This window comes from Leisingera sp. ANG-Vp (genome assembly GCF_000813725.1).
Taxonomy (GTDB): Bacteria; Pseudomonadota; Alphaproteobacteria; order Rhodobacterales; family Rhodobacteraceae; genus Leisingera.
The window spans coordinates 50,524-65,872 of record NZ_JWLD01000023.1 but is presented as its reverse complement, the minus strand read 5'-3'; the positions used below and the strand labels follow the sequence as shown (position 1 = coordinate 65,872).

General features: G+C 60.9%; 15 protein-coding genes and 1 pseudogene. 4 read left to right on the top strand and 12 right to left on the bottom strand.

Features of this window, described 5'->3' with window-relative positions:
- Window positions 1–163: 163 nt before the first annotated feature.
- Window positions 164–1,138, top strand: coding sequence for a GlxA family transcriptional regulator (locus tag RA20_RS09265; RefSeq protein ID WP_241482227.1), 975 nt, complete (start codon window positions 164–166; stop codon window positions 1,136–1,138).
- Window positions 1,139–1,472: 334 nt separating this feature from the next.
- Here RA20_RS09265 and RA20_RS09260 read toward each other — a convergent pair whose 3' ends face one another.
- From RA20_RS09260 to RA20_RS09210, 11 genes are all read right to left on the bottom strand, one after another.
- Window positions 1,473–2,579 carry an alpha-hydroxy acid oxidase gene (locus RA20_RS09260; RefSeq protein ID WP_039127222.1) on the bottom strand — a complete coding sequence of 369 codons (1,107 nt, stop codon included), beginning with the start codon at window positions 2,577–2,579 and terminating at the stop codon, window positions 1,473–1,475.
- Window positions 2,579–3,133 carry a sulfopyruvate decarboxylase subunit beta gene (gene comE / locus RA20_RS09255; protein ID WP_039127219.1) on the bottom strand — a complete coding sequence of 185 codons (555 nt, stop codon included), beginning with the start codon at window positions 3,131–3,133 and terminating at the stop codon, window positions 2,579–2,581. The genes RA20_RS09260 and comE overlap by 1 nt, the downstream gene beginning before the upstream one ends.
- Window positions 3,130–3,636 (bottom strand): sulfopyruvate decarboxylase subunit alpha, encoded by a 507-nt coding sequence (gene comD, locus RA20_RS09250; protein ID WP_039127297.1) that lies wholly within the window; start codon window positions 3,634–3,636, stop codon window positions 3,130–3,132. Before comD ends, comE begins: the two co-directional genes overlap by 4 nt.
- 35 nt (window positions 3,637–3,671) lie before the next feature.
- A complete protein-coding gene (locus tag RA20_RS09245; protein ID WP_039127216.1) occupies window positions 3,672–4,082 on the bottom strand; it encodes a universal stress protein in 411 nt (136 codons plus the stop codon).
- A 29-nt stretch (window positions 4,083–4,111) separates the two neighbouring features.
- Complete coding sequence (locus RA20_RS09240) at window positions 4,112–5,092, bottom strand: alcohol dehydrogenase catalytic domain-containing protein (RefSeq protein WP_039127213.1); 981 nt, start codon at window positions 5,090–5,092, stop codon at window positions 4,112–4,114.
- Window positions 5,089–5,850: an SDR family NAD(P)-dependent oxidoreductase gene (locus tag RA20_RS09235; RefSeq protein ID WP_039127210.1), complete on the bottom strand. Its 762-nt coding sequence runs from the start codon at window positions 5,848–5,850 to the stop codon at window positions 5,089–5,091. The genes RA20_RS09240 and RA20_RS09235 overlap by 4 nt, the downstream gene beginning before the upstream one ends.
- Window positions 5,843–7,150 carry a histidinol dehydrogenase gene (hisD, locus tag RA20_RS09230; RefSeq protein WP_039127209.1) on the bottom strand — a complete coding sequence of 436 codons (1,308 nt, stop codon included), beginning with the start codon at window positions 7,148–7,150 and terminating at the stop codon, window positions 5,843–5,845. The genes RA20_RS09235 and hisD overlap by 8 nt, the downstream gene beginning before the upstream one ends.
- An 11-nt stretch (window positions 7,151–7,161) precedes the next feature.
- Complete coding sequence (locus RA20_RS09225; RefSeq protein WP_039127207.1) at window positions 7,162–8,490, bottom strand: TRAP transporter large permease; 1,329 nt, start codon at window positions 8,488–8,490, stop codon at window positions 7,162–7,164.
- Window positions 8,491–8,503: 13 nt separating this feature from the next.
- Window positions 8,504–9,016 carry a TRAP transporter small permease gene (locus RA20_RS09220; protein WP_039127205.1) on the bottom strand — a complete coding sequence of 171 codons (513 nt, stop codon included), beginning with the start codon at window positions 9,014–9,016 and terminating at the stop codon, window positions 8,504–8,506.
- A gap of 112 nt (window positions 9,017–9,128) precedes the next feature.
- Complete coding sequence (locus RA20_RS09215; RefSeq protein WP_039127202.1) at window positions 9,129–10,274, bottom strand: TRAP transporter substrate-binding protein; 1,146 nt, start codon at window positions 10,272–10,274, stop codon at window positions 9,129–9,131.
- Between the two features lie 22 nt (window positions 10,275–10,296).
- Window positions 10,297–10,482 (bottom strand): hypothetical protein, encoded by a 186-nt coding sequence (locus tag RA20_RS09210; protein WP_039127198.1) that lies wholly within the window; start codon window positions 10,480–10,482, stop codon window positions 10,297–10,299.
- A 131-nt stretch (window positions 10,483–10,613) separates the two neighbouring features.
- On the opposite strand from RA20_RS09210, the gene RA20_RS09205 reads away from it, so the two are divergent.
- From RA20_RS09205 to RA20_RS09195, 3 genes are all read left to right on the top strand, one after another.
- Complete coding sequence (locus RA20_RS09205; RefSeq protein ID WP_039127195.1) at window positions 10,614–11,642, top strand: LacI family DNA-binding transcriptional regulator; 1,029 nt, start codon at window positions 10,614–10,616, stop codon at window positions 11,640–11,642.
- A gap of 364 nt (window positions 11,643–12,006) precedes the next feature.
- Window positions 12,007–13,113 carry an NUDIX domain-containing protein gene (locus RA20_RS09200; protein WP_039127192.1) on the top strand — a complete coding sequence of 369 codons (1,107 nt, stop codon included), beginning with the start codon at window positions 12,007–12,009 and terminating at the stop codon, window positions 13,111–13,113.
- An 87-nt stretch (window positions 13,114–13,200) separates the two neighbouring features.
- Window positions 13,201–14,625, top strand: a complete 1,425-nt coding sequence (locus tag RA20_RS09195; RefSeq protein ID WP_052248911.1) for a nicotinate phosphoribosyltransferase — start codon at window positions 13,201–13,203, stop codon at window positions 14,623–14,625.
- Window positions 14,626–14,795: 170 nt separating this feature from the next.
- Here RA20_RS09195 and RA20_RS26125 read toward each other — a convergent pair.
- Window positions 14,796–15,079 (bottom strand): annotated as a pseudogene (locus RA20_RS26125) (integrase); the annotation flags it as partial.
- Between the last annotated feature and the right edge of the window lie 270 nt (window positions 15,080–15,349).

The following is a 15,349-nucleotide window of genomic DNA, read 5'->3' as shown; positions in this document are numbered from 1 at the left end:
CAGTGCTCCCTCTTCTATTTAATTGGATGAGATGTTATTTCATAACATCATCGCGCCGAAGGCTTCAGACCGGGCACATTTGGCCAATCAGCACGTCAAACCGGCCCAAAAGGACAGACGCATGACCCAGAGTGCAGACCCTTTGCCAGAGAACAGCCGTTCCGTGGCGCTGGTGATTTATCCGGGTTTCAAAGCGCTTGAGGCTGTTGGCGTGCTTGCGGTGCTAAATTACGCTGGCAAGCATCTGCAGGGTGCCGGATTGAACGGTGGGTATGACGTGACCATTGCCGCCCCCGAACCAGGCTCGGTGCGTTCGGACACGCTGATGTCTCTGGATGCCAATACAGCCTTGCCGGAAGCCGCGCCGCTGGACACTGTGTTCGTTGTCGGCGCTCAGGATATCGAGCTTGTCCTGGCACGGGAGGCTGCGCTGGTGGATTGGTGCAGGCGGCGGGCCTTTGAAGCCGAGCGCTTTGCAGCCCTTTGCACAGGGAGTTTCATCCTTGCCGCCGCCGGGCTTCTGGATGGGCGCAAAACCGCAACGCACTGGAACTATGCGGCTCGCCTGCAAGCACTTTTTCCTAAGGCCGATGTCGATGCCGATGCAATCTTTGTACAGGACGGAATGTTGTGGACGTCGGCAGGGGTCACGGCTGCAATAGACCTTGCGCTGGCCTTTGTGGAGCAGGATTTCGGGCGTGATATTGCGCTGCGGGTGGCGCGCGACATGGTCATGTATCTCAAGCGGCCGGGCGGGCAATCCCAGTTCAGCACGATGCTGACGGGCCAGATGAGCGGCCCTTCGGGCATGCGCGATATCCAGACCTGGCTGAGCCTGCGGTTTGATCAGCCGATGACGCTGGACGATATGGCTGCGCAGGCCAGGATGAGTGTCCGCAGCTTCACGCGCGCCTTTACTGCCGCGTTTGGAGTGACGCCGATGGCCTATCTCGAAGGTCTGCGTTGCGACCGGGCCAAGACGCTGCTCCTAGATTCTGATTTGCCGATGAAAACTGTGGCCTTCAGATCAGGGTTCAGCTCAGACGAGCAGATGCGCAAGGTGTTCCGCCGACGCTTCTCGCTGTCGCCGAGGGACTACAGGGCGCGGTTCAAAACGGCAGGGATGGCGGCGAACTGAGGGGCAGCGCAGCTGGTGCTTCGCTCGCGGGCGCAGTGAGCAGCGGCCAGCTCTGGCGGCTGTCCCATGCGGAAGTCCGATGGATGACTGCAAAGGGCCGTGAGCGCCGCCCGAGGTGACTGGGCGGGAAAAGAATGTGCGCTGTTCTTGCGAGAAAAGTTTTTGAATCCAAGCAAGCAGGTATTCCCAATCGCAAGAGTTGCAATCAGGGGCTCTGATGCAAGACATTTCGGATTTCATAGAAATCGATGAAATCTTGCCGGCTTGTGCGAAGCGCAAGACAATCAGCACTGCACTGCAGGTGCACAATGCCCTTCACAATGCCGCGCTTGAGTTACCAGTGCGAGTTGTCACTATTCGGCATAATCTGTCCGGTTTGAGCCATGGCAATACTCAGCTCCTGACTTAGGACATCCCACATTTTTTCCAGCCCCGCCTCTCCGGCAGCTGCGATGGCAAACTGCAGTATCCTTCCAATGAAGACGAAGTCAGCCCCTTGTGAAAGCGCCCTAAGAACGTCTTCTCCTGAACAGATTCCGCTGTCGTAGAAGAGGGGAAATTCCGATCCCAAGCCAGCGCGGATTTTTGCGAGCATTTCTATCGGAGCGGGCGCTGCCTCCAGCTGCCGCGCACCGTGGCTTGAGACTTGAATGGCATCAACGCCTGCAGACATCAGCGCGCGGGCATCTTCGGTGTCCAGCACCCCTTTCACTACCAGTTTTCCAGGCCAGAGATCCCGCAGCCGGGCCAATGTGTCCCATGTGGCCCGGGCCCGGCTTTCGGTGCGGTCGAAATCATACCCCTCCATTTCAAAGTTCGCCATCTCCGGCCGGCCTGCGAAGAGCGTTCTCAGGGACCAGCGCGGGTGCATGGCAAAGTCGAAAAACTGCCTCGGGCCGATACGGAAGGGCATTGTGAAACCATGGCGCAGTTCGCGCGGCCGCCGGCCGACTTCGGGGACATCCACTGTCAGTACAAGCGTTTGATAACCGGCGGCTTTGGCACGGTTGGCGAGTTTGAAAGCGCCGCTGCCGTCACCGCTGAAATAGAGCTGGAACCAGGCATATCCCTGTGCCGCTTCCAGGATTGTTTCCAGCGGTGTGGAAGCAACGGTGGAGACGCCATGGGGCACACGGTAGCGCGCCGCCAGCCGCGCCAGCATCAGGTCGGCACCAGGGGCGGCCAAGTTGCACATGCCCATGGGCGCAATGCCAAACGGGCGGTCAGCCTCGGCACCGAAAACCTGCGCTGACAGGGATCGCTGACTGACATCGCGCAGGATGCGGGGGCGCAAAGTGACTGCATCCAGAGCAGCGCGGTTGCGCGCCGCTCCGGTCTCCCGCCCGGCTGCGCCGTCGATGTAGTCAAACACCATCCAGGGCAGCCGCCGCCGGGCCAGGCGGCGGGCGTCCTCGGCCGAATGGATGGCGCCTGCGCCCATCAGCCGGCCACGGCCTTCATGAACCGGTCGCGGATCACCACCGGGTCCATGGTGATCACCGGCATCTTGGCGTTGCCGCTGTCGCATTTGACCACCAGCACCGTGGCCTCGCTGCTGGCCAGCGCCTCTTCGAGCGCCGGGCCGGTGTCCTTGTCCTGCACCTCGACCACCCGGGCGCAGCCGGCGGCGCGGGCCATGCCCGCCAGATCGGTGCGCTGGCTGGTATAGGTCGGCTGGTCGCCAGTGGAGCCGTAGGAGCCGTTGTCGATGATCATCAGGATGTAGTTGCCGGGCGCGTTGTTGCCGATGGTGGGCAGGGTGCCGAGGTTGGTGAGGATCGAACCGTCGCCGTCGATCACGATCACAGGTTTCGGCTGCGCCAGCGCAAGGCCCAGCCCGATGGAGGACGCAAGACCCATAGTGCCCAGCATGTAAAAATTGGTGGGCTGGTCATCGATGGCGTGCAGCTCCTGGCTGGGAATGCCAATGTTGCAGACCACCAGTTCGTTGCGCAGGACCGGGGCGATTTCTTTCAGGATTTCGGAACGGATCATTGGTCGCCATAGCCTCCCCAGAAATTGGCGTCGGTCAGGATGGCAACGGGTTTGTTGCACATGAAGGTGTATTTCAGGATGTTGTCCAGTTCCTCGACATCTTTCTGCCAGTGGAAGTGGTAGGTGGGGATGTTGAGCTGGGCCAGCAGCGCCTTGGTATGCACCGCCATCTCCACTTGGCAGGCGACCGGCTCACGCAGTTCGCCGCGGTAGGAGATGATCATGGGCAGCGGCATCCTGTAGTATTGGATCAGCGTCGCCAGCGTGTTGATCGTCACCCCGATGGCAGTGTTCTGCATGATGATGGCGGGCCGCTTGCCGCCCATCCAGGCTCCGGCGCACAGCCCCATGCCTTCATCCTCCTTGTTGGAGGGGATGTGAAAGATGTCGCCGCGGCGGTCGATCTCCTCGATCACCCCGGCCAGCTGCTTGCAGGGCACGGTGGTGACGAAGGAGACGCCATTCGCGGCCAGATCGTCGGCGATCCTTTGGTCAATACTCATCATTGGTAGCCTTTGCTTAGGGTATCTGAAAAAGGTCAGGCTGTACGGCAGACATGCACAGCACAGGGCGCGTGGCGGACGACGCGGGCTGCGGTCGATCCCAGAAAGAAGTCGCTGAGACCCGGTTTGTGAGAGCCGACAACAATACAGTCCACTCCGTGCTGCCCGGCGTATTCGACGATGGCACGGTAGGACCGGCCCTTGACGATTTCTGTGGAGACGCCGCCATAGTCTGCGGTCTTCTTGGCCAGCTGCTTGCGGGCCGTCTCCAGCCCCTCGCGCACGGCATCCTCGTCCAGATAGGAACTGACGGACCCTTGCGGCGCTTCATAGACATGCAAAGCAGTGATCTGCCCGCCCGGGTTGCACAGGGTGGCCGCAGCTTTCAGCGTTGTTCCGGAAATCCCGTGGTCCAGGGCCATGGGAACCAGGATGTTGTCATACATGGGTTCTCTCCGTTTGATGGGCAGGCGGTTCAGGCCCAGGGGGCAAGGATGATCTTGGGGGCTGCAACAGATCCTTGGCGCAAATCACGGAAGGCGGCAGCGCCTTCCGACAGCGGCCGCATCTCAGGCCAGTCCAGCGGACCGAGGCGGCCGTCAAATATGGCCTGGGCGGTGTCGCGGAAATCCTGGGCAGTGTATGTGTAGGTGCCGATGAAGGTGATTTCCTGCAGCGTCATGCGGCGCACATCCAGCCCGCCTGCATCCTCGCCCAGCCCCACATGCGCAATCACCCCGCCTGGGGCGGCCGCAGCAGAGGCCGCAGCGCGGGTGGCTGCATATCCCACGGCGTCCACCACAAGCGGCGCCATGCCTGGGAATTCTGCGGCCGCTTTTTGGCCGCAGCGCTCTGTCAGGAAGGCCCGCCGTGCGGCGTTGGGTTCCTGGATGGCCACATCCTCAACTCCCATCGCCTGCAGCGCCAGTGCTGCGGCCAAACCGATTGCCCCGCCGCCGATCACCAATGCGCGGCGCTCCATCGCCGGATGCAGCGCCTCGAGCGCCAGCCGGGCGGCGTGCCAGCTGACCGCCAGCGGTTCCGCCAGCGCGGCCTTTGCAAAGGGCACTTCGTCCGGCACGGTCACCAGATTGCGTTCCGGCATTGCCACGAATTGGGCAAAAGCCCCCTCGCGGGGCGGCATTGAGATGATCTGGCGGCTGGCGCAGAGGTTTTCGCGCCCGCTGGCGCAGGCCGCGCAGCTGCCGCAGGTGACAAGCGGATTGATCGTGACCCTGCGCCCGGCCTGCCGGCCCTCTTCTATCACCCCGGCGGCTTCATGACCGAGGATCAGCGGAGCGGGCCGGCGGTTGTCATGGCCGAGGTACGCGTGCATGTCGGACCCGCAGATGCCTGAGGCATGGATACGGATCAGGTGCTCGCCCGGCTGTCCTGCGGCCATCGGCACGTCGCGGAACCCCAGCTCTTCAACCCCTTCGTAGACCAGAGCCTTCATTTCGCCGTGAACCCCCCGTCAACCATCAGGACCTGCCCGGTGACATATGCGGATGCCTCGGAGCATAGAAACAGCAGCGGCCCGTCAATATCCTCGAGCCGCCCGTTGCGGCCAATGCAGGTTTGGGCGGCGTTGCGCGCGGCGCGGGCGTCATCGCTGAACACCGCTTGCGTGAGTTCGGTTGGGAAAAAGCCCGGCCCGATCGCGTTGGCCGTGATGCCATGCGGCGACCAGGCTTCTGCCATGGCGCGGGTCAGCTGGCCGATGCCTGCCTTGCTGGCGCCATAGGCGATGCCGCCGGGAAAGGCGCGGGTGGTCTGCAGCGAGGCAAAATTGACGATCCGGCCCCAGCCCCGGTCCTTCATCGCAGGCACCAGCGCCTGGCTGAGGAAAAAGGGCGCGGAAAGGTTCAGCGCCAGCGTTTGGTCCCATTCTGCAATCGTCACATCATCCGCGGCCTGCCGGGTGTTGACGCCGGCAGCATGCACAAGAATTTCCGGCGCACCGAAAGGGGCCGTGACCGCATCCCGCAATGCGTTCAGCCTGCCTCTGTCCGCAACATCGGCAGCCACATGGGCGGCGGCGGGCCCAATTTCTGCGCAGAGGCTTTTCAAAGCCCCTGCGCGCCGGGCCACCGCCACCACATTTGCTCCGGCGGCTGCAAGGGCCACAGCTGCCCGCCGCCCCAGGCCGGAACTGGCACCGGTGACACAGGCGGTCTTACCTGACAGGTCGAACAGGGCGCGCGGGTCAGCCATTGGCGGTCAGGTCAAAGGTTTCATCCGGGAAATACTTGGCCAGCCGAACGTCGGCCGCACGGGCATGGCCTTCCATGCCCTCCAGCCGGGCAATCCGCGCAGTGGCCTCTGCCACAGGCTTGGAGCCTTCGCGGGTGGCGCGCTGCCAGGTGACGATTTTCATGTACTTGTGGACGCTGAGGCCGCCGGTGTAGCTGGCCGCGCGCGAGGTCGGCAGCACGTGGTTGGTGCCAGCGGCCTTGTCGCCGTAGGACACCGTGGTCTCCTCGCCCAGGAACAGAGAGCCGTAGCAGGTGAGCCGCTCCAGCCACCAGTCCAGATCTTCTGCCTGCACCGTCAGATGCTCGGGCGCGTATTCATCGGAACAGGCCGCCATCTCCTCGCGGTCCGCGCACAGGATCACCTCGGCATAGTCGCGCCAGGCGGCGGTGGCGTTTTCGCGGTTCACTTCCGGCAGATCGTCGATACAGGCAGGCACCAGCCGCATGACCTCTTCCGCCAGAGCGCGGTCATCCGTGACCAGCCAGACCGGAGAGTTGTAGCCATGCTCTGCCTGGCTGACCAGATCGGTGGCAACGATATGCGCGTCTGCCGTGCCATCGGCCAGGATCAGGCTGTCGGTGGGGCCTGCGATCATGTCGATGCCGACGCGGCCAAAGAGGATGCGTTTGGCCTCTGCCACGAACTGGTTGCCGGGACCGACCAGAATATTGGCCTTGGGCAGGCCAAACAGGCCAAAGGTCATTGCCGCAACCCCCTGCACGCCGCCCATCGCCATGATTTTGTCGGCGCCGCAGATATGGGCGGCGTAGATGATGGCAGGGGCGACTCCTACGCCGGGGCGCGGCGGCGAGCAGGCCGTGATGTGCTTGCAGCCCGCCACCTTGGCGGTGGTCACGGTCATTATGGCGCTGGCGATATGGCTGTAGCGGCCGCCGGGCACGTAACAGCCTGCCGCATCCACCGGGATCGCCTTCTGGCCGGTGATGAAACCGGGGGAAATTTCGGTTTCCACGTCATGCACCGTGCTTTTCTGCAGCTCGGCGAAGCGGCGCACATTGTCGTGGGAGAAGCGGATGTCGGCCTTGAGTTTTTCCGGCACCAAGGCGCAGGCCGCCTCGATCTCTTCCGGCGTCAGCAGCACATTGCCCTCGTACTGATCGAATTTGGCGGCATATTCCAGCGCCTTGGCGTCGCCGCCGGCCTCAATGTCGTCCAGGATTTCTTGTACGATCTTGTGCGTCTCAGAGGCGTCTGATTTCGGAGTCAGGGCAGCCTTTTTCAGGTATTCACGGGTCATTCCAGGGGGTCCTACTTGTAGATATCAGGAAGCAGCGTGGTCGAGATCGGCGGGAAGTAGGCGATCAGCAGAACCACAATCAGCATGGTCAGAACAAAGGGCACAGCGCGGGCAGCGATTTTGAGGATGGACTCGCCGGTAATGCCCGAGACAACAAAGAGGTTGAGGCCAAGCGGCGGGGTGATGAAGCCCACACCCAATGCGGTGATCATCATGATGCAGAACTGGATCTCGTTCATGCCGATGTTGTCCGCCAGGGGCTTCAGGATCGGCGCCAGGATCACGATGTTTGGCGTGGTTTCCATCACGCAGCCCGCGGCGATCAGTATGCAGATCATCAGCAGGATCAGCAGCGAGGGATCATCGGTCAGCCCTGTCACCGCAGTCACAAACCCCTGCGGCACGCCCATGATGGCCAGCGCCTCGGCCAGCGGAGCGGAGAAGGCGATGATCGGCAGGATCACACCGTTCACCTTGGCAGAGCTGACCAGCATGGCCGGAAAGTCCGACAGCTTCAGCGTGCCCAGGATGAATCCCATCAGGATCGTGACAACAACCGCCGTTGCACCGGCCTCGGTCGGGGTCAGGCGGCCGGAGAAGATGCCGTAGAAAATGATCCCCGGCACGATGAAGGCATACCAGCCGGATTTCAGCGCATGGCCCAGGTTGGCCAGCCATTCGCCCAGCCCCATGTTGCCGCCGGTCTCATAGGTATAAAGCCGGTTCATGATGATATTGGTGACCAGGATCGACACCAGGATCGCCAGTCCCGGGATCAGCGCCGCCAGGAACAGGGTGGAGGCGGAAATGCCCAGCACGAGGCCAATGATGATATAGGCGATGGAGGGCGGGATCAGGATTCCGGTACAGGCGCCCGCTGCCACCAGCGCGCAGGCATAGGGGCGCGGATAGCCGCTTTCGACCAGCCGGTTGATGGTCATACGCCCAACCGCGGCTGCCCCGGCGGCGTCAGAGCCGGAGATCGCCGCGAACATGCCGCAGACCAGCACCGTGGCAGACCCGAACCCGCCGCGTGTCCAGCAGGTCAGCGCCTCGGCCACATCCAGAAACTTCTTGCTGAGCCCGGTACGCACCAGCACATCGCCCGTCAGGATAAACAGGGGCACCGCCGTCAGGGCAAACGCGTCAATACCGGTAAACAGACTTTCACCGATGGCGCTCAGCGGCAGGTCGCCGGACATCACCAGCATGGTGATGGCTGCCGCACCGATGGCGGCCCACACCGGCACCGCCAGTGCGATGAGGACCACGAACATGATCACCGGAACGTAGAAATCCCAGCCAAGCTCAACCGTTTGATTAAGTGAATTCCACAGCATCGCTTAAGGCCCTTTAATCAAACAGCTTGTCGCCTTCAAAGACGGGGGTGCCGTCGCGAAGGCTGCGGTAGTCGCGCAGGAAGGACTGAAAAAGACGCCAGATCATCAGGGCAAAGCCCGCGGGCACCGCCATCAGGAACCAGACCATCGAGATCCGCAGCCCGTGGCTGACGGAACCGAATTTGGCCGAGACCAGCACGGTTTCAAAGGACCAGTAGAGCGCCACCAGAGCCACGATGAACATAACCAGGTCGCCGAAGATGTAGATCAGCGCTTTGGGGCGCGGGCCCAGGTAGTGCAGGATCACGTCGATGCGGATATGGGCGCGTTCCTTGACCGCTGCTGCGGCGCCGATCCAGGCGAGGTAGATAAAGGAATAGCGGACGATCTCCTCGCCCCAGATCGAGGAGAAGGCAAACAGCTCGCGCCGTATCACTTCAATTGCCATTGTGATGACCAGCATCGTGTAGAACACCAGAAGCAGCCAGCGCTCTGCATTCTTGTCGATGGTTCGCAGAAGGTTCATAGCGGTTCCCGGCGGTCACGCGCACCCCCGCAGCCAGCCCGGCGGGCTGTGCAAAGGCGGCTGTTGAATGAAGGGGCGGGCGCCGCTTCAAGGCGCCGCAGCCCGGTGCTGCTCAGGCGTCGTGGACGTAGTATTTTCCTTGCGTGCCTGCCGCTTCTTCCAGCTTGGCAAAATTGTCCATCGACCCTGCAAGCTCGGTCTTGAAGCTGTCCCACTCGCTGCGCTGATAGCCGCCGGCTTCCTGCCACTCGCCCAGCTGGTCACCGCTGAGAGCGTGGAACTGGACACCGGCCTTGGCCAGCTCCGCCATCGCATAGGCGCGGGCAGATGGGACTTTGGCCAGGTTCTGGTGTGCGGTCAGTTCAGATCCCCACATGACTCCGTCCTGCACATCGGCAGGCAGTGAATTGAACCATTCCAGATTGCAGGAATAAACCTGGCTGTCCGGCACGGCTTGGGTGAAGGTCACGTGGCTGAGGATGTCCTTGAAACCAAAAACATACAATGCGCCGACAGAGGGATCGAGCGCATCCGCCACGCCCTGTTTGATGGCTGAGGGGGTCTCGCCCCAGGCCACGGGTGTCGGATTGGCACCGACCATGCGGTAATACTGCTGGAGCATCTTGGAGCCCGGCACGCGGAATTTCACGCCAGCCATGTCGCCCGGCGAGGTCACCGCATTGCCGCCCTTGCGCACCGCCACCACACGCGGGTCGATGTTCACATAGAACAGCGCCTTGAACCCGTTTGCCTCCACTTTGGGGTGCACTTCGGATTTCCAGAAGTCCGAGTTCACCAGATTGGTGAACCGCTGGTTGGAGCCGCAGAGATAGGGCATGTTGATCAGGTCGACGGTCGAGGCAAAGGGTGCGAAATTCGACAGCGAATGCTGTGCCGCCTGAATGGTGCCGCCCTGCACCTTCTGCACCAATGCGCCGCCTGCGCCCAGCTGCCCGCCTGGGGCCAGCTTGACGTATACTTTGCCGTTTGTGGCGTTTTGGATGTTCTCCTTCAGATCCAGCTGCATGATCGGATAGCTGCGCGACGCGCCAAGCACATAGGCGGTGGCAACGGTCATGATATGCTCAGCCGCGCGTTCGCGTTCTTTCTCTTCCTTGGCTGTCTGCGCAGCGGCCTCGGATGACCACAGCATCCCGCCCGCGCCGGCCACCAGCGCCGCGGTGAATGAGCCGGTTGAGGCCAGTTTCAGAAAGTTCCGGCGCTCAGCAGATTTGAGGCCATCCTTAGCAGTCGTCATTGTCTTCCTCCCTGGTAATCCTTCAGCTGCCGTTGTTGTTCTTATGGTCAGCTTCGCGTTTGAGAATGCCCGCCACGAACAGGATCGAAGCGGTAAACAGAACCAGCATTTCCCCGACGTCCCCCAGAAACCCGCCGCCGCCAAAGGCCCCCAATGCGACATTGGCAAAAAACACGGCAAAGACGGCAGCAGCAGCCCAAAGGAACATATTGGAACTCCGGATTCTTATCCCGAACCCATTTGTAAGCGCTTACATTGATAATGCAAGCGCTTACATCGACGGATGGCATCCCCGGGATTTTGTGCTATGAAAGCAGTCAAGGACAGGGCAGGCAGCATATGGGAAAAAACCGTTCGGCTCCGACACTTAACGATGTCGCAAAAGCAGCGGGAGTTTCGACCGCAACCGTTTCACGCTGCCTGAATTCGCCCGACCGCGTAATCGAAGCCACCCGTCAGCGGGTCATGCAGGCGGTCGAATCACTGGGCTACACGCCGAATTTCGCAGCGCGGGTGATGGCGGCAAAACGCAGCTACACGATCGGTGCCATCATTCCGACGATGGACAACGCAATCTTTGCCCGCGGGCTGCAGGAGTTTCAGGACCAGCTGCGCGAAAGCGGATACACGCTTTTGGTATCCAGCTCGGCCTATGATCCCGAAGTGGAGCGGGAACAGATCCGCACTTTGGTGGCGCGCGGCGCAGACGGGCTGCTGCTGATCGGGCACGCACGCGACCCGGAAATCTATTCCTATCTTGAACGCCATCAGGTTCCCTCGCTGGTAGCCTGGTCTTACGATCCAAAAGCGCTGCGGCCGTCTGTCGGTTTCGACAATACCGGTGCCATGGGGGAGCTGGCGCAGACCGTCATTTCAGCCGGCCATCATCGGATTGCGATGATATCAGGCCGGACATTGGGCAACGACCGGGCGCAAAGCCGCGTTGATGGCGTCAGGCAGACCATGGCCGGGAACGGCCTGGAGCCCGGTTCCCTGACGCTGATTGAAACGGACTATGAGATTGAAAAGGGCGCCGAGGCTTTTCAGCAGCTTATGGCCCTTTCTCCGAGGCCGACAGTGGTTATGTGCGGCAATGATGTGCTTGCCGCCGGAGCTCTGCGTGAGGCGGGAAGGCTGGGTATAAGTGTGCCTGAGCACGTCTCGGTAACGGGCTTTGATGACATTGAGCTGGCTGAGATCGTCAGCCCGGCCTTGACCACTGTTCATGTCCCTCACCGGGAAATGGGGCGCAAAGCTGCGCGCGAACTGACGGCCATGGTTGAAGGCAATTCAGAAGGCCGGTCTATCTGTATCAATACAAGGCTTGTGAACCGCAATTCCCTGGCGGGGCCGCCTGGCCAAAAATAGCCAAAGACTGTTTGGAACGCTCCTGGCAAATAGAGCACGCACTGAAACAGGATGACCCTAAGAAAGGAGCTAACCTGCGAAAGACGGATGCGGAGGTTTGGCTGATCAGCAGTCGAAATTCACGGCGGTCCTGTTATGGGAGGCAGCTGTAAGTGGATGCCGCATCAGGTTGCCAATGACAGCTGTCATGAGTGTTGCAACGCGGTGGCTAGATGGTAGCGAATGGCCGCAAGGGGCCGGACATGGAAGCAGGCTGTGGGTGCGCGAGCGCGCCACCTATAGTTGACAACCCGATCTGAGCAACATATCCAATTGAGTATGCAAGGAGGTCTTGCATACACATTGATATCGCGGAGGTCGCGCTATGACACAGGTCACGCTTTCAGTGATCATTGGACGGTTTCAGCCTTTTCACAAAGGGCACCGTAAGCTGTTCGAACATGCTTCACAAATCTCAGATCAAACGTTGACGCTGATCGGGTCGGCATTCCGGCCGAGATCAGAGAAAAATGCGTTCAAATGGACGGAACGGGCGGATTTCATCACTGCAGCAATGAAATCTGCTGGCGGCACTGCGGAAATCACGTGCCTGCCGCTGATCGACACTCTGTACGACGACAAGACCTGGGCAGGCAATGTGCGCACGGCGATTGATCTGCACCTGCGCACCCAAGGGATTGCGCGGGCGGATGCCCGGATTGTGCTGGTCGGGCATGACAAGGATGAAAGCAGCCGCTACCTGCGCTGGTTCCCGGAGCTCGAAGCTGTCTCAGTAGAGGCGGAACGCAACGGATCCACTGTTTTGAATGCCACCGACATGCGCGCCGGGCTGTTCCTGAATACAGCTCCCGTTGCGAAATTGCGTGACACCTTCGGTGCGGTTGAAACCGATCAGGTTGTTTCATGGATGGAGCAGAACACAGGCGCCGTGGCTCAAATCCGCGCAGAGGCGGCGTATAATCAGGCTTATCGCGAAAACTATCGCAAGGCAGTTGCCGCGTTCGGATATGAAATCCCTGCGGACTGTGCCGATGCGGTTGTGGTTCAGAACGGGCATATCCTGCTGGTCGAACGGGCCAAGGCGCCGGGGCAAGGGCTGTATGCCTTGCCTGGCGGGCACCTCCAGAAGGAAACCGCGCAAGAGGCGGCAATCCGCGAGCTGATCGAGGAAACCCGCCTGAACATTCCGCGCAAGCTGCTGGAAGGCCGGATTGCCGCGCGGCAGGTGTTCGACCACCCGGATCGTTCCGAACGCGGCTGGGTGCGCACCGAGGCGTTCAAGTTCGAGCTGATTGATGGCAAGGCGCAGGAAAAGGTCAAAGGCGCCGATGATGCCAAGCGCGCCTTCTGGATGCCGGTCAATCAACTGACCCCGGATGTGATGTTCGAAGATCATTTCGACATCATCCAGGCTTTGGTGCCCAATGTGCCCTTTGCCTATTCTTCGGTTCTGATGAGCCGCATGCACTGATTTCATCGGCCCCCCGGGGCCATGATCCCCAGCCTGCCGGGAGGTCCGGTACGGCTTCACATATCCAATCCAAGGAGGACTGGAGCCATGATGATGCAAACATCAAATTTTGCAAACAGTGTTGCCGCGGGCAATTTCCTGCTCGACACGGACAGCTACAAATACAGCCACCCCAAGCAATTTCCCGAAGGCACCGAACAAGTCTTTGCCTATATCGAGCCTCGCCGCCCCAATGGTGAGATCGACGAGGTCCTGTTTTTCGGCCTTCAGGCTGAACTGGTGAAGCTGGAAGGGTGCGTCGTCACCCAGGCCATGCTGGACGAGGCCGCCCCCTTTATCCAAGCCCACGGCCTTTCGCTCTACGCCGAAATGTTCCAGCACATCATCGACGCGCACGACGGGCATTTGCCGGTGCAGATTGATGCGCTGGCAGAGGGCACGATTGCCCCGGCCTCGATCCCGCAGGTCAGGATCGTGAATACCGATCCCAAGTGCTGGGCCTTGCCCGGCTTCCTGGAGACCCGGTTGCTTCGGGGTGTCTGGTATCCCAGCACCGTCGCGACCATTTCCAACTACGTTGTGCGGCAAATCCGGGACCGCCTGATCCGCACCGATGGCAGCGATGAAGGCCTCGCCTTCAAATTGCACGACTTCGGTGCGCGCGGCGCCACCAGCGCTGAAAGTGCTGCAGTCGGCGGAGCTGCGCATTTGGTGAATTCGATGGGCACCGACACCGTGGGCGGCCTTGTACTCGCCCGCAGTGTCTACGGAGCCGGCATGGCCGGTTTCTCAATCCCCGCGACAGAGCACAGCACCGTGACCTCTTTCGGTGCGGATGGAGAGCTGGACTTCATGCGGCAGTTCCTTGCGGACAATCCCCAGGGGATCATCGCCTGTGTTTCGGACAGCTACGATCTGATGCGGGCGGTGCGGGAGTATTGGGGCACTGAGCTGCGCGATACGGTATTGGCCCGTGACGGGGTGCTCGTCATACGCCCTGACAGCGGCGACCCGTTGCAGATCGTGCCCGATGTGATCGAGGCGCTGATGGAGAGGTTCGGCTATTCCCTGACCCCGAACGGTTTCCGTATTCTGCCCGGCCAGGTGCGGGTGATCCAAGGCGACGGGGTAAACAGGTCCTCTATTGTCCGGATCATGGACCGGATGATCGAGCGCGGCCTTGCCATTGGCAACATCGCCTTTGGCATGGGCGCAGGCCTGCTGCAGAAACTGGACCGGGATACGTTCTCATACTCGATGAAAACCTCGGCCATCCGCGTGAACGGGGTGTGGCGCGACGTCTTCAAAGACCCGGTCACAGCCGCGGGCAGCAAAACCTCGAAAAAAGGGCGCCTCGGCGTGATGGAAACGGATGCGGGCAGGTTCGTGACACGCCCATGCGGCAACATTCCATCTGGCCACGACGCGCTGAAGCCGGTGTTCCGGGACGGCGAGATCGTCACCCGCCAGAGTTTTGACGCCATTCGAAAACGCGTTGGCCTGGTCGCGTAATTGCGCGGGTGCCAGGGCCGCCTTGTTCTGCAGGGCGGCCTCGGCCTTTTCCTCAATAACCCTCAAATCTGTTTGGATGCTGTCCTCATTGTGAAAGTTTGCTTTTGAGAAGCCGCATTGCGGCGTTGGCGCTCATGGCGAATGCCGATTGAGGGTGCGGCCCTTTGCAACTAGATTTCAATGGCTTCGGAGATTGCTAGGGCATCCTCGAGCTCAACCCCGAGATACCTAACTGTGCCGTCCATCTTGGTGTGCCCAAGCAGAAGCTGGACCGCGCCCAGATTGCCGGTTTTCGGTAGATGTACGCATCTTTGGTCCGCCTCATCGAATGTGTTCCGTAGAAAGCCGGATCCAGGCCGATGAACTTGACCCATTCGCCGACCTGACGTGCGTACTGGCGCGTTGAAATATGCAACCGTTCGTGAAACCGCCCCGGCCAGAGGTATTCGGGTTCGATCAAAAGAGGTTCCTTCAGCTGTCATGAGCGCTAGGTGGGATTGCTGCGGGCGCAGTCGGGCACTAGCAGCCCGAAGCGGCCATCCGCTTACCTCGGAGCCGCGAGCACCTCACATACAGAGAGGACGGCAGAACGGTCATTCGCTGCGTGTGCAGTACAATAGAGCAAACGTGGTTAAAGCAGACCTTCGAAGGCTCCGAGACGAGTCTTCTACTTTTCCAAACCGAATGACAACCCGCTTTGCCTGTTGATTGCGGAACAAAGAAA

What these genes read in the sequence shown, in the direction of transcription:
- RA20_RS09225 (WP_039127207.1), bottom strand. Translation starts at nt 8,490, where the DNA reads ATGCTGTGGAATTCACTTAATCAAACGGTTGAGCTTGGCTGGGATTTC.
- RA20_RS09215 (WP_039127202.1), bottom strand. Translation starts at nt 10,274, where the DNA reads ATGACGACTGCTAAGGATGGCCTCAAATCTGCTGAGCGCCGGAACTTT.
- RA20_RS09245 (WP_039127216.1), bottom strand. Translation starts at nt 4,082, where the DNA reads ATGTATGACAACATCCTGGTTCCCATGGCCCTGGACCACGGGATTTCC.
- RA20_RS09240 (WP_039127213.1), bottom strand. Translation starts at nt 5,092, where the DNA reads ATGAAGGCTCTGGTCTACGAAGGGGTTGAAGAGCTGGGGTTCCGCGAC.
- RA20_RS09205 (WP_039127195.1), top strand. Translation starts at nt 10,614, where the DNA reads ATGGGAAAAAACCGTTCGGCTCCGACACTTAACGATGTCGCAAAAGCA.
- RA20_RS09200 (WP_039127192.1), top strand. Translation starts at nt 12,007, where the DNA reads ATGACACAGGTCACGCTTTCAGTGATCATTGGACGGTTTCAGCCTTTT.
- RA20_RS09220 (WP_039127205.1), bottom strand. Translation starts at nt 9,016, where the DNA reads ATGAACCTTCTGCGAACCATCGACAAGAATGCAGAGCGCTGGCTGCTT.
- comD (WP_039127297.1), bottom strand. Translation starts at nt 3,636, where the DNA reads ATGAGTATTGACCAAAGGATCGCCGACGATCTGGCCGCGAATGGCGTC.
- RA20_RS09195 (WP_052248911.1), top strand. Translation starts at nt 13,201, where the DNA reads ATGATGATGCAAACATCAAATTTTGCAAACAGTGTTGCCGCGGGCAAT.
- RA20_RS09210 (WP_039127198.1), bottom strand. Translation starts at nt 10,482, where the DNA reads ATGTTCCTTTGGGCTGCTGCTGCCGTCTTTGCCGTGTTTTTTGCCAAT.
- hisD (WP_039127209.1), bottom strand. Translation starts at nt 7,150, where the DNA reads ATGACCCGTGAATACCTGAAAAAGGCTGCCCTGACTCCGAAATCAGAC.
- RA20_RS09235 (WP_039127210.1), bottom strand. Translation starts at nt 5,850, where the DNA reads ATGGCTGACCCGCGCGCCCTGTTCGACCTGTCAGGTAAGACCGCCTGT.
- RA20_RS09260 (WP_039127222.1), bottom strand. Translation starts at nt 2,579, where the DNA reads ATGGGCGCAGGCGCCATCCATTCGGCCGAGGACGCCCGCCGCCTGGCC.
- comE (WP_039127219.1), bottom strand. Translation starts at nt 3,133, where the DNA reads ATGATCCGTTCCGAAATCCTGAAAGAAATCGCCCCGGTCCTGCGCAAC.